Raw genomic sequence first — 26183 nt, 5'->3', positions numbered from 1 at the left:
TTACATCGTACCTGAAAGAGGAATCAGCTTAGCCGATAGGTCCGGGGTTTTCATGTTCTTGTCGAAGGGGAACAGGGGGTGCTGGATGCGCTTGTAGGGCAGTCGGAACAGGTCCTGGTCCACACCACCGGGCGTCAGCGCCATGATCCAGTCTTTCTGCATGTCGTAGAGTTCTGGTTGCAGGTAGCCAATCTTTACCACCACAATGTCGGCGGTACGTGGATTGAGACCGAGGCGAACAAAGTCTTTTTCTTCGTGGTAGGGCTTCCGCTTCTGTGTCACGATCACGCGCACACTACCCACCTTTACCACGGCTTCTACCTCCGCATCTTTATCGCCTGTCACGATCGATGTCACTGTGCCCTTGAGTGGAACGGGCGGCGCAAACCGGTGGTCGACAACCGCACCTGCCGTGCCGTCAACCTGCCCGCCAACACCGGCAACCATCGCTTTTTTAATGAACTCAGGGTCGGGAATAGAGGCGTAGATCAGCGACGGACCGTTCGGCCGCTTGAATGCCGGCCGTTTCAGAAGCTGGGTGATGGTCCAGGTAACGTCGCCCGCGCCGCCTGCGGTTGGGTTATCGCCGGTGTCGCTGATGTAGAAGGGACGTTTCGCATTGGGAAGCAGCGCTTTGGCCAACACCTCGTCCAACGTACCTGTGGGCGCCACAAACCCAAACTGATTTCGTGCATTCCAGAAGTCACGGGCCAGTTTTTCGGCGGTCTGGGTCACCTTCGTTTTGTCGTCTCCAACTACCATCACGGCGGCGTGGTTACGGGGTTCGTCGGCCCAGGCGTACCCGATCCAGATGCTCGCGTCGACGACACCCGGCTGTTGGTCGGCCAGGGGAGTTACCTGCTGATACAGGCTTTTACCCGGCTCGATGCGCGTGCTGGTTTTTTCGCCCGGCAGCAGAATGGGTACGTTGATAAGCGCTTTGTAGGCCGGTTTGCCTTTTCCGCTGTTGAGCCGTTCGAGGAGGTGGGTGACGGCCCGCTCTTTGGTCTGCATGGCGTCTTCGTGGGGTGCCATCCGGTAGCAGGTCATCAGGTCGGTATGTCGGGCCAGCCGCTCCGACACATTGCCGTGCAGATCCATCGACGTGGAAATAAGCGTTTTGTACCCCACTACTTTTCTGATACGGGTGATCAGATCGCCCTCGGGGTCGTCGAGCCCCTGTACGCTCATTGCCCCGTGAATATCGAAGTACAGGCCGTCGTAGGGGGCGTATTTTTTCAGCGAATCCAGCATCTTACCCACCAGCGATTCGTAGGCGGCTCGCGTAACGATTCCTCCCGGTAGCGATTTGCCCACGACAGTAGGAAACCACTTCGCCTGTTTGCGTAGTGGGGCGGCACCCATCATGAAGGGGTAGGCACTAAACACTTCGCCACTATAGCGGGCGTGAAAGGCGGCCTCGTGGGTAACCGCTGGCGAGAACGTACTGGATTCGATGCCTAAGCCGGCAATGGCAATGCGTGGCAACGTACCTGAGCCAGATTGGGCCAGGCTCGACGTAGCGACGGAAAGAAGGGCCGAGAGCCCCAGCAGGACAGACTTCATGCGCACAAGGTACTGCATTCACTTATGCGCTGCCACATTCATAGGCTGTTGGGCCATAAAATGCCGGCGTGTGGCTTCGCCGTAGCGTTTGACCTGACCGTGTCAGAACGCCGTTCCCCAGACCGAGTAATAGATCCAGAGGCTGTATGCCGGCTGAAACAGGAGACGAGACCAGACGTACCACGGTTTGGCCGGAAGCCCCCCCGGCGGAGGGAGGTTGTTGACGGCTACGTTGATGTTTGCCGGAAAAATAAGGACCAGTAGTACGATCAGCCCCCAGGCCGCCCAGGTACGTACCTCCGGCACCAGAAGGCCGATACCCAGCCCGATTTCAGCTATTCCAGACAGGAGCACCAGCAGCCGGGCGTTTGGCAGACCAGCCGGCACCATGTAGGTGAGCGTCTCCGGTTTGCGCAAATGGGTACTGCCAATGAGTACAAACATGACCACTGTTGCCAGTAACCTATCGTTCTGAACAGTCAGTAGATAGGCGTTGTGTGTCAGCCAGCCTGCACCGTAGAGCAGCGCCGTGATGGATACTAAACCCAGGAAAAAAGCCATATGCCTTTGTGGAGGTGACGATTGCAAAGGTCCGGGCTGGCCGATGCCTATCCACTAACAAATGTTAGGAAATCAAATGCCTCGTCGGATGCGGCTCAGACTTTCGGGCTCGATGCCGAGATAGGACGCCAGGTGTTTCACCGCGATCAGTTGAACGAGGTGCGGATTCTGCTCTACCAACTGAACGTAACGTTGTTTGGCCGTACTGGTCAGAAACAACACTTCCCGGCTGGTTTTTCTGAGAAAGGCCTGCTCGGCAATCAATCGCCCAATGCGCTCGGCCTGGTGCGATTCGTCATATAATATATGAAGGTTGGCGCGGCTAAACCGCAGCACCGATACACTGGTCAGGGCCTGAACGCTGAAGGCGCTGGGCTGCTGGCTCAGAAAGGAAGAGTAAGCGGAGAACAGGTTTTGGCTGAACACGAAGTCGATCGAAACGTCTTTGCCGTCGTGGTTAAGCGACAGCCGGACCAGGCCATCTGCCAGATAATAGATGTGCTGCTCAACCTGCCCGGCTTCGATGAGAAAGGTGTTTTTGGCGTATGTCGCTGGCTCAACGATCGACAGAAACCGGGCCCATTGATCGTCTGTCAGGAGCGTAAAGTCACTAAGTCGCTGCCGTAGTTGCTCGTAGTGGTTCATGGCCAACGGGTACTTTTAGGTCACTGATTGGTTGCTGCATGGCCCACTGTCTCAACGGGTCGTAGCCGTTTGCCGGGTACATGACCAACCTGTTTTTTGGCAGAGAACAAAAAATGTGACGGGTCCAGGCAGCTATCGGTTGGGCGCTTTCCGTTTCGGCCGTCTGCCATTGGGCCAGCGGCCGATCAGTGCGCCTCAACGCGCTTCAGGTACGTTGGTTTACACCCGCTTCGGCTGGTAGCACAGCGCCACAATGCCACAGTCGAAGGCTGTTGCTTTACCCAGTGTCAGGGCCTGTTTAGAATCCAGTCCACCGAAGATGGCCATTCCGCTGCCAATCGCTGCCGGGTTAATAAACAGGTGTAGTTCGTCGATCAGGCCCGCTTTGATCAGCGACGACACAAACGTACCGCCGCCGTAGACGATCAGATCGCCACCCGGCTCGTTTTTCAGCGCGTTTATTTCGGTTGCCAGATCGCCGGTGGCCAGGCGCGTGTTTTCCCAGGGCGAGGTGGTAAGGGTTTTGGTGAAAACGACTTTGGGCGTACCGTTGATCTTATCGGCACCAGGGAGTTCGGGATTGGCCGCCCAGTGGGGAATGAAGCCCTGTGCCAGGTGGCGGCCCAGTAATATGGTGTCGACCGGTTCGGTGAGGGCCCCCACATACTGGCCGATGTCGTCTGTCCAGGGGTAAGCCAGCCAATCCATTTCACCAGTGGGTCCAGCCATAAAGCCGTCAACTGTTACCTGAACCTGTAGTTTGAGCGTGCGCATACGAGTCGATGGCTGATTGAATACTGTCGTGTGTGATTGATGAGTAGGCTGGTAAGTATACGTAAAAAGTGGCGCCTTCCCCTGGTTTGCTGCTGGCGGTGATGCCGCCGCCATGATTGGCGACCACCCGTTCGCAAATAGCCAGCCCTACGCCTGTACCGGCAAATTCATTTTTGCCATGCAGCCGCTGGAAGACATGGAAAATACGGTCGAGGTATTTCATATCGAAGCCAACGCCCTGATCGCGAACACTGATCTCGTGGAATGACCCGGCAGCACTGTTGGGTCGCAGATGGGTGGGTAATTCGGCCCGCTGCCGTATAGCATAATCAATGTTGATCTGGGGCCGCTTACCGGCGGGCGTAAACTTGATGGCGTTGGCGAGCAGGTTCTGAAACAGCTGGGATAACGGCAACTCGTCTCCCTGCACAACAGGTAGTTCACTCAGCTCGATCTGTGCGTTCCGCCGGGCGATTTCGAGCGATAGTGTGTCGAGAACGGTAGTCAGAATCGCATTCAGCGAGACCGGATCAAACGTTTGCGGCCGGGTCGAAATGCGGGAGTACGTGAGCAGGTCCTGGATCAGCAGCGACATCCGGGCGCCGGCAGAGGTGATCCGTTGGAGGTAATCGAGCGCCTGGCCATCGAGCTGGCTGGCGTACTGATCACGGAGTAACGCCCCGAACGACTGAATTTTCCGAAGGGGCTCCTGCAAATCGTGACTGGCAATGTAGGCAAACTGTTGCAGGCTCTCATTGGAACGGAGCAGGTCCTGGTTGGCGGAGGTGAGTTCCTGGGTACGTTCCACCACCCGTGATTCCAGATGAACGGCCAGGTTTCGGTACGCACGCTCGCTTTCTTCAATGCGCTGGCGGGTGAGCACGCGCTCCGTCACATCGACAGCCATATTCAGTACTGCATAGACCGACCCATCTGCGTTGGTCAGTGGCTGATAAACAAAGTTGAACCAGTAGGCCTGCAATCGGCCGTTCACGATCAGGTCGGCCCGCTGCTCGTTGGAACGGTAGGTTTCGCCCGTCGCGTATACGTTGTTGAGTAAGCCAATAAAGGGCTGACCTTCAAGTTCTGGCAGGGCATCGGCTAACTTCAGGCCGATCACAGCGGCTGTTTTTCCCCAGAACGCCAGCATGGCCTCGTTGGCAATGGCAATGACAAAGTCGGTGGTTTCGTAGACGCCGATGGCGAAGGGAGCTTCCTGGATGAGGCCCCGGAATCGCGCTTCGCTCTGTTCAATCACCTGCCGGGCCAACACCTGGCTGGTCACTTCAACGGCCATGACTATAATGCCCGAAATCTGGTTGGTGGCATCGCGAATGGGCGTGTAGCTGAAATCGAAATACGCATCTTCCAGCCGCCCATACCTGGTCAGACGGGCTAACGTACCTATCCCATAATAAGGCTCACCTGTATCATAAACCTTTTCCAGAATGGTGAAGAAGGGCTGATCCTTCAGTTCGGGTAGGGCATCGACAATCCGCATACCGATGATTGAAGGGTCTTTACCCCAGAATTCAAAGATTTTCTGGTTGCCCAGCTCAATAACCATATCCCGGCCTTTCAACTGGCCAATAGCCATCGGCGCCTGCTCTACAATGGATCGAAACCGGGCTTCACTAGCGCTTAATTCGCGTTGATCCTGGAGCTGTTGCGTGATTTCCAGACTGAAATCGACAATACTGACCGATCCGTCGGGCTCCTGAACGGGCTCGAAGCTGGCGTAGAAATAAGCCGTTTCCAGTTGATTGTTCCGATTCAGCAGCACTGGAATCTCCGGGGCAACAAACCGCTGGCCGGTTTGCTTCACGGTATCGAAAATTTCTTTGAGCCCCTGCTGGGCCAATTCGGGGAGTGCCTCGAGCAGGGGCTTACCCTGCATTTGCTCGGCCGTCCGGCCTGCCATCTGGGCAATTCGTTCGTTGACCAGCTCGAAGGTATGCTCGGGTCCCCGTAACAGCCCCAACCCGATCGGCGCGTGCTCAAAGATTGTTTTGAATCGCTTTTCATTGGTCTCCAGCACCACTTTTTCGGTCTGGTACTGCGCTTCCCGCGCCTTAAGGTCCCGTAGCTGTTTGCGCGCAGTGAGTAAACTGACTACCTGATTGGCCAAACGTGTCAGGGCCGTCAGCTGCCGCTGACTTAGCGCACGGGGTTCGGTATCGAGCACGCATAACGTACCCAGCGCCACGCCTTCCTGGTCGATCAGGGGCGCACCGGCATAAAAAACGATGTGGGGCTCGCCTTTAACGAATGGACTATCAGCAAAACGACTGTCTGATCGCAGGTCGTTGACAATCAGTATGTTGGCTGGACTGGCCAGGGCATGGCTGTAAAATGGATGGCCGTGTGGGGCTTCGTGAGTAGTATGTCCATCACCTGATGTGAACCATAGCCGACTGTCATTCACCAGACTGATGAGGCCTATCCGGGTCTGGCAACTGTCGGCAGCAAGCCCGGTCAGCTCATCGTATTCCTTATCTGACAGGAGATCAAAAAGGTCATGCCGACCCGGGGCATCCGGGCGATGGCTTTCCTTTGCGGCAGGAAAAGTGAGGTTCATACGTTCAGTAGATCGCAAAACATAAATTACAGGGATAGTTACCCAACTTCCTACTATACCCTGGGTACGTTCATCCTGACTGGCCGGGAATGTTGCCGGAACGGTGCCTGTAGCGTCTTACGGAAACAGGCAGGTGTAGTTAACCGACGGATGACAATGTCGATTAAACATGGATAACTACGGTGAATAATCGTGTGTTCGTCTAAATAGCCACTGGGTCCTTGCCAGGTACGTTAAGGTGGCAAAAAGACCGGCTACTGGTTGTAGCCTGCTGTCGATGCCGCGTATAAAAAAGGGGAGGCAGTAAACTACTGCCTCCCCTTTTTTATACGCGGTTATAACTTAATTCTTGACCCGTTTGGCGCTTGCGTCGAACATGCCACCCATAATGGAGCCTTTCAGGGTATCGTCGTCCACTTTAACCAGATCCATGGTAACGTTATGTCCCTGAGCGGTAAAAGCAAAACTCAGTTTATCGGCGGCTTCGGTCACGCTCTCAAGGGGGATTTTCTCGCTACCGGGTTCGCTGGGATTGGTCAACTGGCCGGTCAGCTTACCGTCTTTGCGCACCAGTTCGGCAATCAGTTTGGCATCGCCATTGGGGATTCCGACGATGAGGACTTCCCATTTGCCGGCATAAAAATCGGTGGGAGGCGTAGCTTGTGCGAAGCTATTGAGCGTTACACCAAAAAAGAGAAGGAGGACGAACAGGCTTACTTTTTTCATTGGAATTAGAGGTTAGACATAAGAGAAAAGAGAAACTTTTACTGCTCCACACTGCTCAGCACCACTTCGGTACCCATCACGACCATCAGGCTGCCCGAGGGCTCGTTCGGGTTCACGAAGACCAGGTACAGATCGTGCGGTTTATTATCGAAGGGAACGGGCAGTTTAACGGGTACCATCAACGTCGACGGGGTAAAATCCAGCTTATCCGTGGGCTCCAGCATGGCCGATTCGCCGATCAGTTTTCCGGTTGGACTATCCAGCCGCAACTCAATCTTGCCGCCCTTGGCGTTCAGTTGAGGTTTGGGGGCCATCGCCATCACACGAATGGCCGTCACGCCGCTCAGGTCAGCCTCTTTTAGACCCATGTAGGCCCCCGATTTACCGGGAATTGCCAGGTTATTGCCACCAAACGCCATTTTATTGACGTTGTCGTACTGATCGAATCCGTGTGCATCGACTTTGGCGTTGCGCAGTACGTAGGTCTGCTCAGACCGGAGTGATGGCAGGCCTTTGGCGCCTTTGTCTTCGTAGGAAGCCCGCAGAATATAGACGCCCTTCCCTTTATCACCAGCTGGAATCTTGGCCGAATAGCTGCCCTTAACGGGTAATACATTGGCCGTGGCGGCATCGCTGGCTACGTTGAGCACGTACTTGACCATATCAGCCGCTTCGGCAGCCGACAGCTGCGGGTGCGCCGACATGGGCGTTTCGCCCCAGACGCCGCTACCACCGGCAATGACTTTCTTCGTTAGTCGCTCAACGGCTGAGTTGTCGCCTTTATACTTTTTGGCAACATCTATGTAGGCAGGACCGATCGATTTCTTCGTGATGCTGTGGCACCCCTTACAATCGCTGGCTTCGATCAGCTTTTTACCGCTGGCATACAGGGCGGCCGCATCGGCCGACCGGTGCCCCTGGGCAATGGCCACTTTGTCGAAACCCTCGGCCAGGTAGTCGATGTTGACCGCTACCCGTTCCGGGTCAATGCCTTTACCAAGCGTGCCATCTTCTTTGTCGCGCACCTTTACATCGTAACTGAACGGCTTATTAGGCGTAAAAAATGACTTGTTGCCACCGGGCATGTCCAGGCTCAGAACGGGTGCTTCGTTGCCCACCGTTATGTCCATCGACTGCGAGGCGATACCGCCTTTACCGTCGCTTACGGTCAGCGTAGCCTTGTATACGCCTTGTTTGGCCAGGGTCAGGTTGGCATCAGGTGCGTTAACTACTTTAGTAAAGCCATTTTTCGATGCTACTTTCCAGGAATAGGTCAGGGCATCGCCGTCGGCATCTGTTGTGCCTTTGGCGCTGAGGTTCAGGGCAAGCGGGGCCGATCCTCCCATTTTGCTGGCGGCGGCCATAAGCTGCGGATTGCGGTTGCCACCGTTGTATTCAATGCGAATAAGCCGGGCGTCGTCGTTGGCCGTGAACCAGCCTGAACCGTACTCCAGCATGTAGAGATCGCCATTGTCGGCAAACTCCATATCCATCGGATTGCTGAATTTATAGCTGGGCATGAACCGCTCCATCGACTGCAGATCGCCTTCCTTGTTCATCGTGACGGCCATAACCCAGCCGCGCATCCAGTCATAGGTGATCAGCTTGCCATCGTAATAGTTCGGGAAGGCGTGGGGCGCATTCGGAAACGCATCGGCGTGAAATACCGGACCGGCCATGGCATTCCGACCACCCGAACCAACAAGTGGAAACTCCGGCGACGCATCGTATGGGTACCAGATAAAGGCTTTCTGGGCCGGGGGAAGCACCTGCAAACCTGTGTTGTTGGGCGAGGTGTTGGTCGGTGCACTGGCGTCCCATTGGGCACCCGATTTTCCGGCCGCGAAATCGTATTTGTTGTAGGCTTTGTTGTCACCCACAAAATGCGGCCAGCCGAAGTTGCCGGCTTTGCGCGCCTGACCTACTTCGTCATGGCCGGCCGGTCCCCGGTCGGCACCTGGCTTGGCAGCGTCAGGGCCCACTTCGCCCCAGTAAACGTAGCCCGTTTTTGGGTCGACTGAGATGCGAAACGGGTTGCGGTGCCCCATTGTGTAGATCTCCGGCCGGGTTCTTTCCGTGCCTTTGGGAAACAGGTTTCCGTCCGGAATAGTGTACGTACCGTCGGGCTGGGGTTTGATACGGATGATCTTTCCACGCAGGTCATTCGTGTTAGCCGACGATTTCTGGGCGTCCCAGGCGCTGCGCCCGTCGCGCTCATCGCTCGGGCTAAACCCATTTGAGCCGTGGGGGTTCGTGTTATCGCCCGTCGACAGGTACAGGTTTCCCTGCCGGTCCCAGGCGATGGAGCCACCCGTGTGGCAGCACTCTTCGCGCTGCGTGGGTATGTCGAGCATCTTTTTCTCTGACGCCATGACCAGTTCATCGCCTTTTAGCTCGAAACGCGACAAGACGTTTTTAGACTCCTTCGGATCGGAATAATAAAGGTAGACCCAGTGATTCTGGGCAAAGTTCGGGTCTTTGTTCAGGCCCATCAACCCGTCTTCTCCCATCGACTCTTTCCCCTCTTTGCTGACGTATTTGGTGCTGACGGGTAGCTTCGCAATGGTTTTCAGCTCTTTCGTTTTGCTGTTGTATAGCAGCACTTCACCCTTCCGCTGGATGAACATAACCCGTCCGTCGCCCAGTACGCTCAGTTCCATTGGCTCGTCCAGTTTTTCGTGAAGCACCACTTTGGTAAACCGGTTTTCTTCGGGCCGGGCCTTCGTGTAATCCAATGGCCTGGGCGTGTCGCCGCCGCTGGTGTAGTTGATGCCCGCCCAGAGATGATTCAGGAATAGGGGTTCCGAGAACGACTCGTCAGTGTGGCCCATGGCCGTGTAGAAAGACCGGCCTCCGTCGAACTCCTGATACCAGCTCATGGGGTGATAGTCCGGGTTTTTGCCGCCCACATAACTCTTCTCGTCGATGGTGAGCAGCACGTTGATTTTGGGTGATATATCCTTGAAGCTGTAGAATTCATCCGACCGCTCAAACTCGTCGGGCATCCCTTTCGTCGCCCAGTTGTTCTTCATGGCCACGATGTATTTACCTTTCTGCACATTATTGGGCATGGGGTGATCCAGGAAGTAGGCACCCGCCAGCTTGCCATACCAGGGCCACTCATATTCAGTGTCCGTAGCGGCGTGGATACCAACGTACCCGCCACCGGCCTGAATGTAGCGCTCAAAGGCTGCCTGCTGCCCGTTGTTCAGGATATCGCCTGTGGTATTCAGGAATAAGACCGTGTTGAATTGCTTCAGATTTGATTCGGAAAACTGGGCAGCATCTTCGGTGAAACTGACCTGGAACCCCTTCTCGGTAGCCATTTTTGCCAGGGCTTTCTTGCCTGCATCGATAGACTGGTGTCGGAAGGCGGCTGTCTTGCTGAAGACAAGCACACTGCGTTTGGGAGCCTGAGCCACGGCTGCCTGTACCAGCAGCCAGATGCCTAAGGCCAGTAGACTGGCAGTAAAGGACTTTGCGCGCATTTTGATTCGGATTTTTTACTCTTTCAAGCAAAGTAAAGCCGAATTATAATATTGTCTCAATTTTAGACAATAAATTTTGTTCAATTAAATAGTTTTGTAGTGCCAAGCTCGCACGCTGTTGGCCGCCCGAGTGTCGCTTGTAGGGGGCAGTTTGCCACTTTTCTTTATGTTTACAGGCTATTGGTGCCCATTCCCACGCCACAATCATGCATTCTCAACTGGAAGAACAGTACATTCAGCAGCTTTCTATCGACTGTGTCATCTTTGGCTATCAACAGAAACAACTAAAGGTATTGATACCGAAGCTCGACTTTCGGGGCGACTTCTGGGCGTTGCCAAGCGGGTATATCCGGCAGGAAGAAGGGATCGATGAAGCCGCCCGGCGGATTCTGGAGGAGCGTACAGGGATAAAAGACGTATACCTGGATCAGTTCCGGACGTTTGGTGCCGCTGAGCGGAGTAACCGGCAGATCATGGACCGACTGGTGCTGCTCAACGAAAACAGGCTGATCGAGAAGGGAATCAATCGGAAAGAACTGGAGTGGATCACGCGACGGTTTGTGTCAGTCGGTTATTACGCCCTGGTCGATATCAACAAGGTCGTTCCGCAAGCGAGCGCCATCGACGAGTACATCGAGTGGTACCCGATCCATCAGCTCCCCTCGCTCATTATGGACCATACCCAGATGGTAGCGCAGGCGCTCGACACCCTGCGGCTTCAGCTCGACCAGCACCTGATCGCGTTTAACCTGCTGCCCGAAACGTTCACGATGAAGGAGTTGCAGGAGCTTTACGAAGCCATTTTTGAGAAACCGTTTGCCCGTAACAATTTCCAGAAGAAAATGCTGGACCTAAACGTGCTTGAACGCCTGGAAAAGAAATTTACGGGAGCCGCCAATAAAGCACCCTTCCTGTATCGTTGGCAGCGGTCGGCGCTGGTACCGGCCTGATCATGAAAAAGTTGTTCCGGCCGTTGTAAACGGACTGGCGACGTACCTGGAAGCAACATTAGTGAATTGCCCCGGTCTCCGCGATCTGGCGGAAACCAGGGCAAACGCAGGGCTAAGGCTGGCCTTTCCCGCCCGAAGAGCCGTAAATCTGACCGGTGGCAAAACTGGCGTCACTGGCAGCAAGCTGTACGTATATAGAGGCCAGTTCGGCAGGTTGACCGGGCCGACCAAGGGGCGTATCGCCGCCAAATGTTTTTACTTTTTCCTGCGTCGCTCCGCCGCTGGGTTGCAGCGGTGTCCAGATCGGACCAGGCGCTACGCCGTTTACCCGAATGCCCTTGGGGCCGAGCTGCTTGGCCAGCGACTTCACGTAATTCATTGTGGCGGCTTTTGTCTGGGCGTAGTCGTAGAGGTTAGGCGAGGGATCATAGGCCTGCTCAGACGTGGTGCCAATAATGGCCGAACCCGCTGGCATGTGCGGCAGCGCCGCTTTGATGATCCAGAAAGGGGCGTAGATGTTGGTCTTCATCGTGGCATCAAAATCTTCCGATGAAAGATCCAGGATCGATTCGCGCTGTTGTTGCCGACCGGCATTACTGACCAGAATATCCAGCCCCCCCAGCCCCTTCACGGCCTCATCGACCAGCCGCTTGCAGAAAGCTTCGTCGCGTATGTCGCCGGGGATGGCAATGGCTTTGCGCCCCGCCGCCTTGATCAGCGCAATGACCTCTTTGGCATCGGGTTCTTCGGCGGGCAGATAATTGATGGCCACGTCGGCGCCTTCGCGGGCGTAGGCAATAGCCGCCGCACGCCCCATGCCCGAGTCGCCGCCCGTAATCAGCGCTTTACGTCCCTGTAGCCTTCCCGAGCCTTTATAGCTGGTTTCGCCGTGGTCGGGTTTCGGGTCCATCTTGCTGGCTAGTCCCGGCCAAGGTTGTGGCTGCTCCTTAAACGGCGGCTTAGGGTATTTGGTGGTTGGATCGACAAGCGGGGCCGGAGCCGGTATCGATGACGTTTCCGGCGACGCGGTTGCCAAGACGGGCGTTGCCATTACGGTGGCCAGGCCACCACCCAGACCGCCAATCACCTGGCGTCGGCTGAGTTGATTTTCCATGTTCATGGTTGTATACTGTCGTTGAGTTAGGGTAGAATTATAGATTATTCTATATTATCTACCTGATTTGTATGATAACTAAATCGCCTTCATAATGTTGGCCTGTTTTGCCTGGTTGTGTTAGTTGCCCGGAAGGCATATGCGAATGGCGCCCCGGTTCGTCGGCGACAGACCAGGCGCTGATCCGGCAGATCTTGCCAGACCGATCTGGTTAGCTACCCATCGAATTAATTAACAACTGTTGGGCCAGCGCGTTTACATGTTGGCAGGCTCAATCTCCTGAAAAACGATATTGTCTAAGCGGTATGATCGACGAAAACGAAACACCTGACCTATCCGACGACGAGAAAAAGCTGTTCGAGGATCTGATGCCGGAAGACCTGAACGAGATTCTCGACACAGGGGTAAATCGGCGGCACTTTCTGAAGCTAATGACGCTGGCGGGTGGCGGTATCCTGGCTACTCAATCGGCAGTCGCCGAGCAACTGATGGCGCGCCCTGGCAACGTACCTGTACCCGTCGAACTGGCCTCCGTCGAAAACGGCGTCAGCGTATCGTTTAAGGTGAATGGGGCTGCCCGGAAACTCTTGGTCGACTCTCGCATGACGCTCCTGGATACGCTGCGGGAACGGCTGGAACTGACCGGCTCCAAAAAAGGCTGTGACCACGGCCAGTGCGGCGCCTGTACCGTCATCGTAGACGGGCATCGAGTGCTCTCCTGCCTGACGCTGGCCGCCAGTTGCGAAGGAAAAGCTGTGCAAACCATTGAAGGGCTGGCCAGCGGTAGTGCCGGGCAAACGGCTCGTCTCCACCCCATGCAGACTGCTTTTCTGAAACACGATGGCTTTCAGTGCGGCTTTTGCACGCCGGGTCAGATCTGTTCGGCAGTAGCCATGCTCGAGGAGGCGAAGCGGGGCGACGCGAGTTACGTAACCGACGATGTCCGCCAAAAGACGGCTCCGGTTGCGCTGTCGTCGGAAGAGATTCGGGAACGGATGTCGGGTAATCTCTGTCGCTGCGGGGCCTACCCAAACATTGTAGCTGCCATTCAGGAAGTGCATACCGGCAAACCCGTCGAGCAAACGTTCCGCTTTTCGGCCTAACGCGAAACCAACCTTATGAGACCGTTCATCTACCACCGGGCCACCGACCCGGCCTCGGCCCTGAAACTGCTGGCCGGTAAGCAAACCGCGAAATTCCTCGCTGGCGGCACCAACCTGCTCGATCTGATGAAGGAAGATGTGGAACGCCCCAGCGACCTGATCGACATTTCCGGGTTACGCCTGACTGAGATAAAGGCCATAGCTACCGGTGCTAACCAGGGCGGGGTGTCGATTGGTGGATTGGGGAAAAACACGGATGCCGCCAATCACCCGCTGATCCGCCAGCATTATCCGTTGCTGACCCAGGCGATTCTGGCGGGGGCATCGGGTCAGATTCGGAACATGGCAACCAACGGCGGTAACCTGTTGCAACGTACCCGCTGCCCCTACTTTTACGAAGTAGCGATGCCCTGCAACAAACGGGATCCCGGCTCTGGCTGCGGTGCGCTGGAGGGCATCAACCGGTTGCATGCCATTTTCGGCTGGTCAGAAAAATGCGTGGCCGTGTACCCATCCGACATGGCTGTGGCGCTGGCAGCGCTGGATGCCGTGGTGATGGTGCGGGCCACTGGCGGGCAGGAACGAACCATTCCGTTTGCCGACTTCCACCGCTTACCCGGCGACAAACCCGAGCAGGACACCCATCTTCAACCCGGCGAACTGATCACGGCCATTGAGTTGCCAAAAAGTAAGCTGGCCGACAAATCATACTACCTGAAAGTACGCGACCGGGCTTCCTACGCCTTTGCTCTGGTATCGGTGGCGGCGGCGCTGGAAACCGAAGGGACCAGAATCATTCAGGCCCGCATTGCCATGGGCGGCGTAGCGCACAAGCCGTGGCGGGCGCTGAACGCCGAACAGTTTCTGATTGGCAAAGAAGCTACTCCAGAGAATTTCAAGCGCGCGGCCGACGCCGAGATGGCCGCTGCCAGGCCCCTGGAACACAATACATTTAAGGTGGCCTTGGGCAGCCGGAGCATTGTGCTGGCGTTGCAAACGGCCATGAACGGAGGTAAAGCGTGATTGTCATGCCCACGAAAGCCATGCAGGATAAAAACAAACAACTGGGTACCCCCGTCAGTCGTATCGACGGGCTGGCCAAGGTGACTGGCAAAGCAACCTACTCCACTGATTTTCAGGTTAATAATCTGGCTTATGGCGTTCTGTTCAAAAGCACCATTGCCGCCGGCACCATCCGATCGATCGATACAGACGCAGCCGAGAAAGCGCCCGGCGTGCTGGCCGTCATCACCCACAAGAATGCGCCGAAGCTAAACGTGAACGGCGGGCTTCGCGGAGGAGCGTTGTTACAGAGCCCTGACGTCGAATTTTACGGACAGCACATTGGTGTCGTTGTCGCCGAAACGTTTGAACAGGCCCGCCATGCGTCGCGGCTGATTCGGGTGGAGTATGATCAGCGAGAACCGAAGGTCGATTTTGCCAGGCTGGCTTCTACCGCCACGTTACCTAAAGACAAAGAAAAAGCCGATGCCAAACGCGGGGATGCCAAAACGACACTCAGTGCGGCGGCCTTCAAAGTAGAAGAAGTCTATAGCACGCCTATTGAACACCACCACCCGCTGGAACCCCACGCGACCATTGCGGAATGGAACGGTGATCATGTTACGCTCTACAACAGTTCGCAAATCGTGAACGGAGCGCAGAAAGCAGCGGCCAATACCCTGCATATCAAACCGGATCAGGTACGTATCGTGTCGCCCTTTATCGGGGGCGGCTTTGGCTCGAAGGGCGGGCAATGGGCCAACCTCGTGCTGACCGCCGTGGCGGCCAAACAGGTGAATCGCCCGGTAAAGCTGGCCCTCACCCGGCAGCAAATGGTCAATTCTGTGGGCATGAGGCAGCACAATCTCCAAACGGTTGGCCTCGCCGCCACGGAGGATGGGAAGCTGACCGCCCTGTCGCACGAGATCATCACGCATGCGGCGATCAACAACGAATTTGTTGAACCCTGCGGCGATTGCTCGAAGATCATGTACGACGTACCTAATTCGCTGATCACGTATCGGGTCGCGCCAATGAACCTGATCATGCCGACCTATACGCGCGGCCCCGGCAAGTCGACCGGGAGCTTCGCGCTTGAGTCGGCGATGGATGAAATGGCGTATAAACTGAAGATGGACCCCATCGAGTTTCGGATTAAGAATGAACCCGAACGCGATCCGTCAACTGGTAAACCCTGGTCGTCGCGGAAAACGGTCGAATGCCTGCGGGCGGGAGCCGAAGCGTTTGGCTGGGCCAAACGAAAGCCTGAGCCCCGACAAAACCAGCAGGGCAATTACCTTATTGGCTATGGGGTAGCGGCTGGCACGTACCCGGCTCATCAGCAACCAACCTCGGCCATTGTCAAGCTCAAACGGACGGGTAACGATGTAACGGCCACTATCGAACTGGCTGCGGCTGACCTCGGTACGGGCACGTATACCATTCTGACACAAACAGCCGCCGATGCGCTCGACCTGCCGATCCAGCACGTAAAAGTGATCCTGGGTGATTCTGATCTGCCCCCAGCCGCCGGTTCTGTCGGCTCGGTTGGCGCTACCAGCTACGCCAACGCCGTACATGATGCCTGCGAAAAAATAACCGACGAGTTGGTAACGCGCTCGGGTAAACAATTCTTTGCTCGACCCACAGCATACCAGATGATGCTCGCTGAAAAGCTGACCGAATACAAAACCCGGGCCGATGTGAAACCATTGGCAAGCGCTGAGGACTATTCGGCGCATAGTTTTAACGCCAATTTTGCCGAAGTAGCCGTGAACGCGCTGACGGGAATGGTGCGGGTAAATCGGTTTCTGGCCGTGACGGGTGCGGGCACTATTCTGAACCCGAAAACAGCCCGGTCGCAGATCATTGGCGGTACTGTCTGGGGCATTGGCATGGCCCTGACGGAAGAGTCGGTCGTCGATCCGCGCTGGGGCAATTTCGTCACCCGTTCCTTCGCCGATTACCACGTACCGGCTAATCTCGACATTGGCGAACTGGATGCTATCTTCATCCGGGAAGATGACCAGAAGGCCAATAAAATGGGTATGAAAGGCATTGGCGAGGTGGGCATCGTGGGCGTAGCCGCTGCCGTCGCCAACGCGGTTTTCAACGCCACCGGCAAACGTGTCCGCGACCTGCCCATCACACCGGATAAGCTGCTGTAAATGGTGTTGAACACTGGTTTTCGCCGGCCCGGTTTGCGCTAGCGAAAACCAGCGTTTAACTGGATTTACACAGGTAATCCCTGCTCGGTGCTGAAACTGTCAAACAGAGTAAGCAACCGGTCCAGCCCGTCGGGGGCGTGTAGGGCTTCGGTCTGCCTCAGCGTGACATTGGTCACGTCGGCTGCCCGGGTCAGCATCCGTGTTTCGAAGGTGGCCATTGCTGATGCCACGTCAGGAAAGTCACCGGTCAGGCATTGGGCCAGGTCCAGCGCGTCCAGCATCGCCATATTCACGCCCTCGCCCGCATAGGGCGGCATGCGGTGGGCGGCATCACCGATCATCGTCAGGTTAGTAAGTGTCGTCCAGCGCTGGTCCGGTGGAAAGTGATATTGCGGTCGGGCAATAAACCACGCGTCATGGCTATCGACCAGTTCCTGCCAGACAGGGTTCCACGCACCAAATTCTCGCTGAAACCACTCCTGTACCTGCGCGCGATCATCGAAGTTAATGCCACTGCGCCGTGTCCAATCCTCCGCCACCTTGCACCCCGTGTAGAATGACAGGCTTCCGTCGCCTTTTGCACTCAGGATCAGCGTTTTTTCGTCGCTCAGCGCAAATATTTTTCCTCCTTTTACCAATTCGTACAGAGCAGGCGCCCGCTGTTCAGCCTGGTACACATTACCTTCAATGATCGTAATGCCGGAATAGATGGGCTGAATCGGGGTGAGGTACGGGCGAATTTTTGACCGGGCGCCATCTGCCGCAATGACGATAGCGGCCTGGGCTGTAACTCCGTTTTTAAACTGCAATTCCCAGCCCCCCGCCACGGCCGTCATGCCGATGAAGTGACTGTTCCAGATGACCGTGTCTGGGCGCAACGAAGCCACCAGCAGATCTCTCAACGGCCCCCGGTCGATCTCAGGGCGGTCTTCCGTATACTCGCCCGAGTCATGGTCGTCCAGATAAACACGGGTGTCTTTATCGACCACCCGCAGTTTGCCCGCACCGGGCCGGTAGTTTTTATAGAATTCGTCCAGTAAGCCAGCCTGGCGGAGCGCTTCCAGGGCCGATTCTTCGTGTAGGTCAATGGTCGCTCCCTGCACACGGGCGTCTTTGGCGGCATCACGCTCGTAGACATTCACCGAAGCGCCCCTTTGTTGGAGCAGTCTGGCCAGGGTAAGACCACCGGGGCCACCTCCCACAATAGCTATTTGTTTGTTGGTCACCAGCATGGTTGTGATTCGTTGATAGGCTGGGCAAAACTAGGTGGGCGGCAGGGTGGACAATTGGATAAAACGGTCGTTTTTGTTTTTTGCCAGTTCTTTGGGTACAACACCCGCGTATTTTTTCACCTCCCTGATAAAGTGCGATTGATCAGCAAAGTCCTGCTCAGGAAATAACCGACCCGCTTTCAGGTCCTGAAATGAGGCCCTGAATCGCAGAATATCGCAGTAGGTTTTCAGCGATAGGCCGAAGTGATCATTGAAATAACGGTTGATCTGCCGCCGGCTCCAGCCAATTTTTTCGGCTAGCTCTGTAATGCGTATAGCACCGTCGGAGGCATAAAGCGAATCGAAAAGCTGCTTTTTCCGTAAGTCGATTGGTTTCTTCAGCCTGGCGCTCAGGATGGCCGAGAACACGGTACAGAACTGCTCGAAATCGCCAACCTCGCTGAACGAAACCCCCAAATAATCGGCAGGCAACTGGTAGACGACATCCGCTAACACAACGGACTGGCTTCCCAGCAGGTAATCAATGCCCAGCGGCCGGAAACTGATGACAAACAGCGCTGCCCCGGCTGCCAGCCTCCCTTGTTTAGGCCTACTGTCGAGGCCCTGTAGAATCAGGTGTTGCGGACGTTGCCAATCGAACGAAAGATCGATGCGGCCATCGGGCAAAACAATGACCGGCTTTTCATCGTCCGACTGGTTGGCGAGCATCCAGAAACTTTCTATGAAGTCAGAAAGCGCCGGGTCGGGCCTGACGATCGTATAAGCAATATCCTCCATAGCAACAGGCCATACGTACTGGTGAAGAGGCATTAGTGCTCAACGTCCCCTTTCGCCGAACGTACCTGGATCTGGAGACGGTGAGGCCGGAACCTAATGACTTTTCGTGAATAAAGCACTTTAGTTATAAACTGGTGCCGATTAGCTCTGTCCATGATTTATCATTGTACCAAAATCCAGGAAGTGCTGCGCGCTGGCTAGCCATTTACCTGGCCAACAGACCAGCGCCCAGTCATTGACACAGTTAGACAAATGAAAATAAGAAAAGCAGTGATCACTGCTGCTGCCCGTGGCGAACGTTTATACCCTGTTGCCGATACCATCCAGAAAGCCATGCTGCCGGTTATCGATACCGATGGCCTTCATAAGCCCGTTCTGCAGGCTATCGCCGAAGAGGCCTTTCAAAGCGGCATCGACGAAATTTGCGTGGTATGTGCCCCCGGTGACGGTGAACGCTACGTAAGCGCCTTCACTTCCCTGCGTGATAACCTGGTCAAATCATTCAAAAGCGTTGACTGGGCGCGTCAGGAAGCTGAAAAGATCGATCTTCTCATCAGCCGGACGCAGTTTGTGGAACAGCCCGAGCCACTGGGCTACGGCCACGCGGTGCACTGCGCCAAGGCTTTCGTCAACAACGAACCGTTTCTGCTGTTGCTCGGCGATTACCTGTACGTGTCGAACTTAATCGGAAAGCGGTGCGCGGCGCAACTGATTGAACTGGCGGTTGAGCAGGACTGCTCGGTATCGGCTGTCAACCCCACCATCGAACACCAGATTGGCAAGTATGGTACGGTGACGGGCAAGCACGTACCAAACAAAAACGGGGTATACCAGATCGAGAAACTCATCGAGAAACCATCACTCAGCACGGCCGAACTGGAACTGCAAACGCCAGGGTTGCGGGTAGGGTATTACCTCTGCTTCTTTGGGATGCACGTGTTGACCCCAACCGTGTTTTCTATTCTCGAGAAACATATTGCGCAGGGCAGCGGCAACACGCCGCTCACTCCATCGTTGCAGGAACTGGCCGATACGGAAACGTACCTGGCGCTCGAAATGAAAGGCAACCGCTACGACCTCAGCGGCCGGACGGGCCTGTTGCGGGCACAAATGGCGCTGGGGCTGGCTGGTGAAGCCCACGACGAAACGCTGACGTCGATGGTGGAGCTATTGGCTGAAGCGAACGCCCGCAAAGCACAACTGGTGTAAATGAGCGGGGGTTGTGGGGTATAGAGCAAGGGGTGTTGCTGATACATCAGCACTCCTTGCCCTATACCCCACAACCCCCGCCCCAAGCAAAAAAAGCATGAATGTTTTTATAGAAACTATTACGTCGGCAGACCCTGCCGTTCGGAATCGATCGTTTTTTGACCTGAGCCGAAGCCTAACCGCCAGTAACCTGTTGAAGGCCTTGCTGGAGCTCGACGATTTCCGAAAGGCCACGCCGAATCTATACGATAAAGTAAGGGCTATTCTGTTTCTGTCGGCGGGTTTTCGATTCTCGCTGATGGAGGCCCCGGAAACGCCCGCGATTGGTAAAATCCCCTACGCCGGCTTTGAGGATTTGCTGGCCCGCCGGTTTGAACAGGCCATCGCTACGTTCCTGCACGAACTGGACAGGCAGGGGCCAAGCGCAACGCTGTTCAGTGCGCTGGCCGATAGCTACCATCAGCTATCGTTTCAGATTCTGGCCGACCAGGTTCGGAAAAGTGTGCGGTCGAGCAAGGGGAACCAATGGATGTTTCGGGTAGGCCATCAGACCGAGCACCCGATCCGCATTCAGCCAAAACTGCTGCAACGGTCCGACAATTCGCTTTTCTACCCCGTTCTGCACGAACAGACATCCGTGCGGATGGACCTGACGCACAGCGGCTGGTCAGATATTTTCTTTCTGGGCATGGATTACCCCGAAGGCGCCCGCGTGATCAACATTTCGATCGACCTGGGCGTGTTCGGACGTGACAAAGACATCCGGCCACCCCTGGAATGCTTCGTGCGGGTTATCTCGGAACCGGTCCTCCGCCTCACCAGCGTTGACCTGAACACCACCAAAGACGTATCGGACCTGGCCGATCTGTTCAACTTCGGCAATGATTATCTGAGCCTGGTAAAGGCTGGCGTCATTGCGTCGGGCCTTATTCCGCCCTCGTTTGAAGGAACAAACCAGTCGCTGGCCGAGATTCTGGCGCGTATTGTAGCGCCGGGCATGGGTATCGAACTGGTCACGAAGGTGAATGATATTCCCAAAGGGTCTCGTTTTGCCGTATCGACTAACCTGCTGGGGTCAATCATCAGTCTGCTGATGCGGGCTACGGGGCAGACCCGGAACCTGGAAGGAGGACTGGAAGAAAGTGAACGGCGGCTGGTGGCTTCCCGGGCTATTCTGGGCGAGTGGATCGGCGGATCGGGTGGCGGCTGGCAGGATTCGGGCGGTGTGTGGCCGGGTATCAAAGCCATTCAGGGCACATTTGCGCAGAAGGGCGACCCGGAGTTCGGCATCAGTCGGGGTACGTTGCTGCCGCGTCACCGCGTATTGCAGGGCGACGAAGTGCATCCCGAGATTCAGGAAAAGATCATGAACTCGCTGGTGCTGATGCACGGTGGCATGGCCTCCAACGTTGGTCCGATTCTGGAAATGGTGACGGAGAAATACCTCCTCCGGGGCGACAAAGAATGGGTGGCCCGCCAGCAGACGAACCAGATCTTTGATAATATTCTGGGCGCTATCAAGGAGGGTGATATCAGGAAATTGGGCGAAAATACGGCCCGCAACTGGGAAGGCCCCATCAAAACGATCATTCCCTGGGCGTCGACGTACTTTACCGAACAGATCATTGCAAAGGCCAAAAAGCAGTTTGGTGCTGATTATTACGGCTTCCTGATGCTCGGTGGCATGTCGGGTGGCGGTATGGGCATGTTCGTGAACCCGGCGCAGTACGAAGACTACAAAATGCAGGTACTGGCTATTCTGCGAAAAACGAAAGCCGAACTGTCTGACTCGCTGCCGTTTGCCATGGAGCCGGTGGTGTACAACTGGAGCATCAACCCACGCGGCACCTGGGCCACGCTGCACGAAGGCAATGACGCCCTGATGCCCGAACCCTATTACGGTATTCACGTGTCGGAACTGGTCAGGAAGGATCCCGCGTCGATACCGTATGGGCGCCGGGCCGAAATTGATTTCTTCACGACTCACTGCGAACAAAATAACCAGGCCTACCCGCTGCTTCGAACGATCATCAGCAACCTGTTCAAGGTGTCGGACCCTACCTCGCAGGGTAACCGGAGCGTGGAGAACGACAAAGCGGACCGCATCAAAAAAGACAACGGCTTTGACTTCATTCAGCATGAAGATATCCGGGAAGAAATTCAGAAGGGACGTATCGGCCTCTCGCGGAATCGCCTGCCCGCCGACACCGCGATTGACGATGTACTGCCGGGCGATGTGGTGCCGCTTGATTCCGTAGCGGCCGCCGCACAGATAGGCGAAGCCGCTATTCGGGCCGGGAAAGTAGCCGTGTTGAGCCTGGGTGCCGGTGTTGGGAGCCGCTGGACCAAAGGGGCGGGTGTGATCAAGACCATCAATCCGTTTGTGGAGCTGGACGGCTCGCACCGCAGCTTCCTGGAAATCCACCTGGCGAAAACGCGGAAACTGGCCGAGAAATATGGTACCGCCATTCCGCACCTGGTCGCCACCAGTTATATGACCCACGAGCCAATTCAGAAGAAGCTGGCGCAAACAGGCAACTTTGGCTACCCGGGGCCAACGTACCTGTCGCCGGGCCGGTCAATCGGGCAGCGGTTTGTACCGATGGAGCGTGACCTGCGGTTCCTGTACGAGGAAATGCCGCAGGAAACCCTCGACGAGAACAAGCAAAAAGTGCGCGATGCCGTTCGGCAGTCGATGATCGCCTGGGCTAAATCGAAAGGAGAGGGGACTGATTATGTCGATAACATTGCGGCGCAGCGGTTCTCGCCCCTGGGGCACTGGTATGAGGTGTCGAACCTGTTGCGCAACGGCACGCTGGCGAAGCTGCTGGCCGAACACCCGGACGTTGATACGCTGATGCTGCACAACATCGATACGCTCGGCGCCGATGTAGACCCGGCTGCTCTAGGCCACCATCTCGAGTCGGGCAACGTGCTCACGTTTGAAGTGGTGCCGCGCCGGATCGAGGACCGTGGGGGCGGACTGGCGCGGGTAAACGGACACGTTCGCTTGCTGGAAGGACTGGCGCAGCCGCGTGAAGAGGACGAACTGAACCTGAGTTACTATAACTCGAACACGACCTGGATTCAGATCGACCCGCTGCTGCAACTGTTCGGCCTCACCCGCGCCGACCTGCAAACCGGCGACGAGGCCCAACTGGCGAAAGCCGTGCGGAGCGTGGCGCACCGGATTCCGACCTATGTGACCCTGAAAGACGTGAAATACCGCTGGGGACATGGGCAGGAGGATATTTACCCCGTGGCGCAGATCGAAAAACTATGGAGCGATATGTCGGCGTTGACCGATGTGGCCTGTGGGTACGTGGTCGTGCCGCGTCTGCGCGGGCAGCAACTCAAAGACCCCGCCCAACTCGACGCCTGGGTCACCGATGGCAGTAAAGACTATGTAGCCACGTTATGCTCGTTTCCCGCGGCCAGTGCTGCGCCTGTTGACGCGGTCTAGCAGCGGTGGTAAAACGTAACGCCCGACCCAATGCCGCGTCAAAGCTGTGTCGGGTCGGGCGTCTTTGGTTGTATCAAAGACGACACATACGGAAGTCGGTGTGACGCTTCGTGTTCAACGCGTAACCGAACTGCCCTGAAAGTCGTTCAGGAGCTATGGAGGAAGCGAACGAACCCCGCAAACACCAAGTGATCGACGTACCCGCGCATACGTTTAACACCCGGCTGGGCGAACTGGCCCAGACGCAGCCCGGCTCGGTCTATTCGCGGCTGGCCTTGATTCATCAGGTAGCCAAGGCCCTGGCAACGGAATCCGTAAACGCATCGGGACATACCCCAACTGACCTGACCATTGACGAACTGACCGACCCGCCGCTGTACGAGGGGATGGCTGACGTTGAACCGGTGCTTATACAGTTTAGTTTTTCCGAATAAACGCCTCTGTTTGACGTACCAGGTACGTTGCCAACAGAGAATTTCCCATACGTTCTCTCTTATGCAAGCTGGTCTGAACCCCTACCAAATCGAGCAGTTCATTCAGGATGGGTTCGTCCGAATCGAGGGTGCTTTCTCGGCGGATGATGCACAGGAAGCCCGGGCTATCCTTTGGCAGGATCTGCCCGGTGACCCCAACGACCCCGCCACCTGGACACAGTCCGTTGTTCGGCCGGGTATGTATGGGCAGGCGCCTTTCCAGCGGGCGGCTAATACGGCTATGCTGCACCAGGCTTTCGATCAACTGGTTGGCCTGGGCCGCTGGGTGCCCCGTCACAACCTGGGTACGTTCCCCGTGCGGTTTCCTTCGGCCGAGGAGCCGGGCGATACCGGCTGGCATGTCGACGCCAGTTTTCCGGGGGCTGACCCTACCCATTATCTCGACTGGCGAGTCAACGTGCGGTCGAGGGGGCGGGCGCTGCTGATGCTCTTTCTGTTCTCCGACTGCACTGGCCAGGACGCCCCGACGCGCCTCCGAATCGGCTCGCACCGCGACGTGGCCACCCTGCTGCACCCGGCTGGCGAAGCGGGGCTCTCGTTTATGGACCTGGCCGGTAAGCTGAGTGAATTGCCTGATCGGACCGAAACCGTGGCTACGGGCAAAGCGGGCACGGTGTACCTCTGTCATCCGTTTCTGGTGCATGCCGCACAGGCACATCACGGCACCGAACCCCGGTTCCTGGCGCAACCACCCCTGTTGCTACGCGACGAACTGACCATTGGCGATCCTGCAACTGGCTACACGCCCGTGGAAGCAGCTATTCGATTGGGCCTAGACGACTTGGGATAGCACAGGTTGAGCAGGAACTAGGACGAGATACGATCCGGGTACCCTGTTGCTCCTGGACAAGGCACCGGCTGGTACCCGTACGAAAGCCCGTGGTTATTAGCTGGTTGGCAGGCTGACCACAAACTCGGTCCCGTTTCCTTCCTGGCTTTTTAAAGACAGTTCACCGCCATGTCCTTTTGTCACAATATCGTAACTTAAGCTGAGCCCCAGTCCTGTACCCTGACCGGTTGGTTTGGTGGTGAAAAAAGGCTGGAAGATCTTGGCCTTGATACCATCAGAAACACCAGTACCGTTGTCCTGTACATGAACTTCTATCTTTCCGTTTTTCTGGCAGGTGCGGACACTGACGGTTGGTTCATAGCTGGCTAATGGACCCGTCTCGGTGGCTTTCTGCTGTACGGCGTAGAAGGCATTGGTGAATAGATTCAGCAACACCCGACCAATATCCTGCCCTACTATGTTCAGAAGCGGTAGGTGAGGGTCGAAATCCGTGATAAGCTGGCAATTAAATGACTTGTCTTTTGCCCGTAGACCATGATAGCTGAGGCGCAGGTACTCATCGGTCAGGGCGTTGAGGTCAGTTGGCTGACGTTCGCCGGTACTGCTGCTACTGTGCTTCAGCATGCCGCGCACGATGGCCGAAGCCCGTTGACCGTGCTGCGAAATCTTTACCAGATTATGCGAGAGATCGCCCACGATCTCATCCGCATATCCTTTCTCTTCGACCGGCAACAGCATCAGTGAACCTTCTTTCAGCTCCACAACCAGTTCGCTACTCACCTCGGCAAAATTATTGACAAAGTTGAGCGGGTTCTGGATCTCGTGGGCAATTCCCGCTGTCAGCTCACCCAGGCTGGCCATTTTCTCTTTCTGGATGAGCTGTACCTGCGTGGCCCGCAGTTCGTTCAGCGACTGTTCAAGCTGTTCAGTGCGTAGCAGGAGTAAATCGTTTTTCTCCGTGATCAGGCGGAGGGCGCGGTTGTTTGATTCGGTAAAGACAAACGCGATGATCAGAATGATCAGCATCAATCCTGCAATGATATTGAGCCGGAAGAATAACCGGTACTGGTCCAGCGTGATATGATTGGGAATCACAACGCCCCGGTATTCCAGGTACCAGAGGACAAGAAGCAGCGTCAGGGAGAGGCCGAGTGTAATGAAGCCGCCCGTTTTGCCCAGCAGGAACGTACCTACCAGCGGCATCACCACCAGCCAGATCGTAACGTCGCCATAAAAACCGCCAAGGTAAAAACACTCCAGAAAGACGAAGAGAATACCGAACAGATTGAAGGTGTATCCCAGCGCTACGTGCGTGATCAGGCCAGCTTTAAACAGTAGAATGGCCCCCACAAAAACCAGTAGGTTCGCCAGCATGATATACAGGCCAGGTTCATAGTGGAGCCACACGCAAAGAATGACGTAGTTGAGGGTAAACAGGGAGGTCAGGACAACGGAATTGACGATGATGGTTGCCTGACGGCGATTTTCGTCGGTGCCTGAAAAGTCAGGCGGGAAGAAGTAGGCACTTACTCGTTGCAGCATA

Annotated in this window: 19 protein-coding genes; 8 read left to right on the top strand and 11 right to left on the bottom strand. The window is 56.0% G+C overall.

All coding sequences use genetic code 11. The annotated features are described in order from the left end of the window. From ACAW75_RS10080 to ACAW75_RS10050, 7 genes are all read right to left on the bottom strand, one after another. Entirely contained in the window at nucleotides 1-1566 is a 1566-nt protein-coding gene (locus ACAW75_RS10080; protein WP_370728585.1) for a M81 family metallopeptidase, read from the bottom strand. Between the two features lie 102 nt (nucleotides 1567-1668). Then, nucleotides 1669-2127 (bottom strand): DoxX family protein, encoded by a 459-nt coding sequence (locus tag ACAW75_RS10075; RefSeq protein WP_370728584.1) that lies wholly within the window; start codon nucleotides 2125-2127, stop codon nucleotides 1669-1671. 72 nt (nucleotides 2128-2199) lie between these two features. Further along, nucleotides 2200-2772, bottom strand: a complete 573-nt coding sequence (locus ACAW75_RS10070) for a Crp/Fnr family transcriptional regulator (protein ID WP_370728583.1) — start codon at nucleotides 2770-2772, stop codon at nucleotides 2200-2202. Between the two features lie 219 nt (nucleotides 2773-2991). Then, nucleotides 2992-3546, bottom strand: coding sequence for a dihydrofolate reductase family protein (locus ACAW75_RS10065; protein ID WP_370728582.1), 555 nt, complete (start codon nucleotides 3544-3546; stop codon nucleotides 2992-2994). Beyond that, nucleotides 3509-6124, bottom strand: a complete 2616-nt coding sequence (locus ACAW75_RS10060; protein WP_370728581.1) for a PAS domain-containing protein — start codon at nucleotides 6122-6124, stop codon at nucleotides 3509-3511. Before ACAW75_RS10060 ends, ACAW75_RS10065 begins: the two co-directional genes overlap by 38 nt. Before the next feature lie 342 nt (nucleotides 6125-6466). Continuing rightward, nucleotides 6467-6850 carry a hypothetical protein gene (locus ACAW75_RS10055; protein ID WP_370728580.1) on the bottom strand — a complete coding sequence of 128 codons (384 nt, stop codon included), beginning with the start codon at nucleotides 6848-6850 and terminating at the stop codon, nucleotides 6467-6469. Between the two features lie 38 nt (nucleotides 6851-6888). Next, nucleotides 6889-10338: a ThuA domain-containing protein gene (locus tag ACAW75_RS10050; protein ID WP_370728579.1), complete on the bottom strand. Its 3450-nt coding sequence runs from the start codon at nucleotides 10336-10338 to the stop codon at nucleotides 6889-6891. A 206-nt stretch (nucleotides 10339-10544) separates the two neighbouring features. Between ACAW75_RS10050 and ACAW75_RS10045 the strand changes: the two genes are divergently transcribed. After that, nucleotides 10545-11288 carry an NUDIX hydrolase gene (locus tag ACAW75_RS10045; RefSeq protein ID WP_370728578.1) on the top strand — a complete coding sequence of 248 codons (744 nt, stop codon included), beginning with the start codon at nucleotides 10545-10547 and terminating at the stop codon, nucleotides 11286-11288. A 112-nt stretch (nucleotides 11289-11400) separates the two neighbouring features. On the opposite strand, the gene ACAW75_RS10040 is transcribed toward ACAW75_RS10045, so the two are convergent. Beyond that, a complete protein-coding gene (locus ACAW75_RS10040; protein ID WP_370728577.1) occupies nucleotides 11401-12408 on the bottom strand; it encodes an SDR family oxidoreductase in 1008 nt (335 codons plus the stop codon). Nucleotides 12409-12707: 299 nt separating this feature from the next. On the opposite strand from ACAW75_RS10040, the gene ACAW75_RS10035 reads away from it, so the two are divergent. From ACAW75_RS10035 to ACAW75_RS10025, 3 genes are read left to right on the top strand one after another with little or no spacing between them, the layout of a single operon-like run. After that, nucleotides 12708-13505: a 2Fe-2S iron-sulfur cluster-binding protein gene (locus ACAW75_RS10035; protein ID WP_370728576.1), complete on the top strand. Its 798-nt coding sequence runs from the start codon at nucleotides 12708-12710 to the stop codon at nucleotides 13503-13505. Between the two features lie 15 nt (nucleotides 13506-13520). After that, nucleotides 13521-14528 carry an FAD binding domain-containing protein gene (locus tag ACAW75_RS10030; RefSeq protein WP_370728575.1) on the top strand — a complete coding sequence of 336 codons (1008 nt, stop codon included), beginning with the start codon at nucleotides 13521-13523 and terminating at the stop codon, nucleotides 14526-14528. 5 nt (nucleotides 14529-14533) lie between these two features. Then, nucleotides 14534-16675 carry a xanthine dehydrogenase family protein molybdopterin-binding subunit gene (locus tag ACAW75_RS10025; RefSeq protein ID WP_370728574.1) on the top strand — a complete coding sequence of 714 codons (2142 nt, stop codon included), beginning with the start codon at nucleotides 14534-14536 and terminating at the stop codon, nucleotides 16673-16675. A gap of 65 nt (nucleotides 16676-16740) precedes the next feature. Here the strand turns inward: ACAW75_RS10025 and ACAW75_RS10020 are convergent, their stop codons facing one another. Further along, nucleotides 16741-17907 carry an FAD-dependent oxidoreductase gene (locus tag ACAW75_RS10020; protein WP_370728573.1) on the bottom strand — a complete coding sequence of 389 codons (1167 nt, stop codon included), beginning with the start codon at nucleotides 17905-17907 and terminating at the stop codon, nucleotides 16741-16743. Nucleotides 17908-17937: 30 nt separating this feature from the next. Beyond that, nucleotides 17938-18684: a helix-turn-helix domain-containing protein gene (locus ACAW75_RS10015; protein WP_370728572.1), complete on the bottom strand. Its 747-nt coding sequence runs from the start codon at nucleotides 18682-18684 to the stop codon at nucleotides 17938-17940. A 252-nt stretch (nucleotides 18685-18936) separates the two neighbouring features. Between ACAW75_RS10015 and ACAW75_RS10010 the strand changes: the two genes are divergently transcribed. From ACAW75_RS10010 to ACAW75_RS09995, 4 genes are all read left to right on the top strand, one after another. Continuing rightward, complete coding sequence (locus ACAW75_RS10010; RefSeq protein WP_370728571.1) at nucleotides 18937-19893, top strand: UTP--glucose-1-phosphate uridylyltransferase; 957 nt, start codon at nucleotides 18937-18939, stop codon at nucleotides 19891-19893. 97 nt (nucleotides 19894-19990) lie between these two features. Further along, nucleotides 19991-23356: a UTP--glucose-1-phosphate uridylyltransferase gene (locus tag ACAW75_RS10005; RefSeq protein WP_370728570.1), complete on the top strand. Its 3366-nt coding sequence runs from the start codon at nucleotides 19991-19993 to the stop codon at nucleotides 23354-23356. Nucleotides 23357-23511: 155 nt separating this feature from the next. Beyond that, entirely contained in the window at nucleotides 23512-23790 is a 279-nt protein-coding gene (locus tag ACAW75_RS10000; protein ID WP_370728569.1) for a hypothetical protein, read from the top strand. A gap of 61 nt (nucleotides 23791-23851) precedes the next feature. Further along, entirely contained in the window at nucleotides 23852-24640 is a 789-nt protein-coding gene (locus ACAW75_RS09995; protein WP_370728568.1) for a phytanoyl-CoA dioxygenase family protein, read from the top strand. A 96-nt stretch (nucleotides 24641-24736) separates the two neighbouring features. Here the strand turns inward: ACAW75_RS09995 and ACAW75_RS09990 are convergent, their stop codons facing one another. After that, nucleotides 24737-26182, bottom strand: a complete 1446-nt coding sequence (locus ACAW75_RS09990) for a sensor histidine kinase (RefSeq protein WP_370728567.1) — start codon at nucleotides 26180-26182, stop codon at nucleotides 24737-24739. Nucleotide 26183: the final 1 nt, after the last annotated feature.

Origin of the sequence: Fibrella arboris (assembly GCF_041321095.1) — a bacterium.
GTDB classification, from domain to species: Bacteria; Bacteroidota; Bacteroidia; order Cytophagales; family Spirosomataceae; genus Fibrella; species Fibrella arboris.
This window is presented reverse-complemented; position numbering and strand designations above follow the sequence as displayed.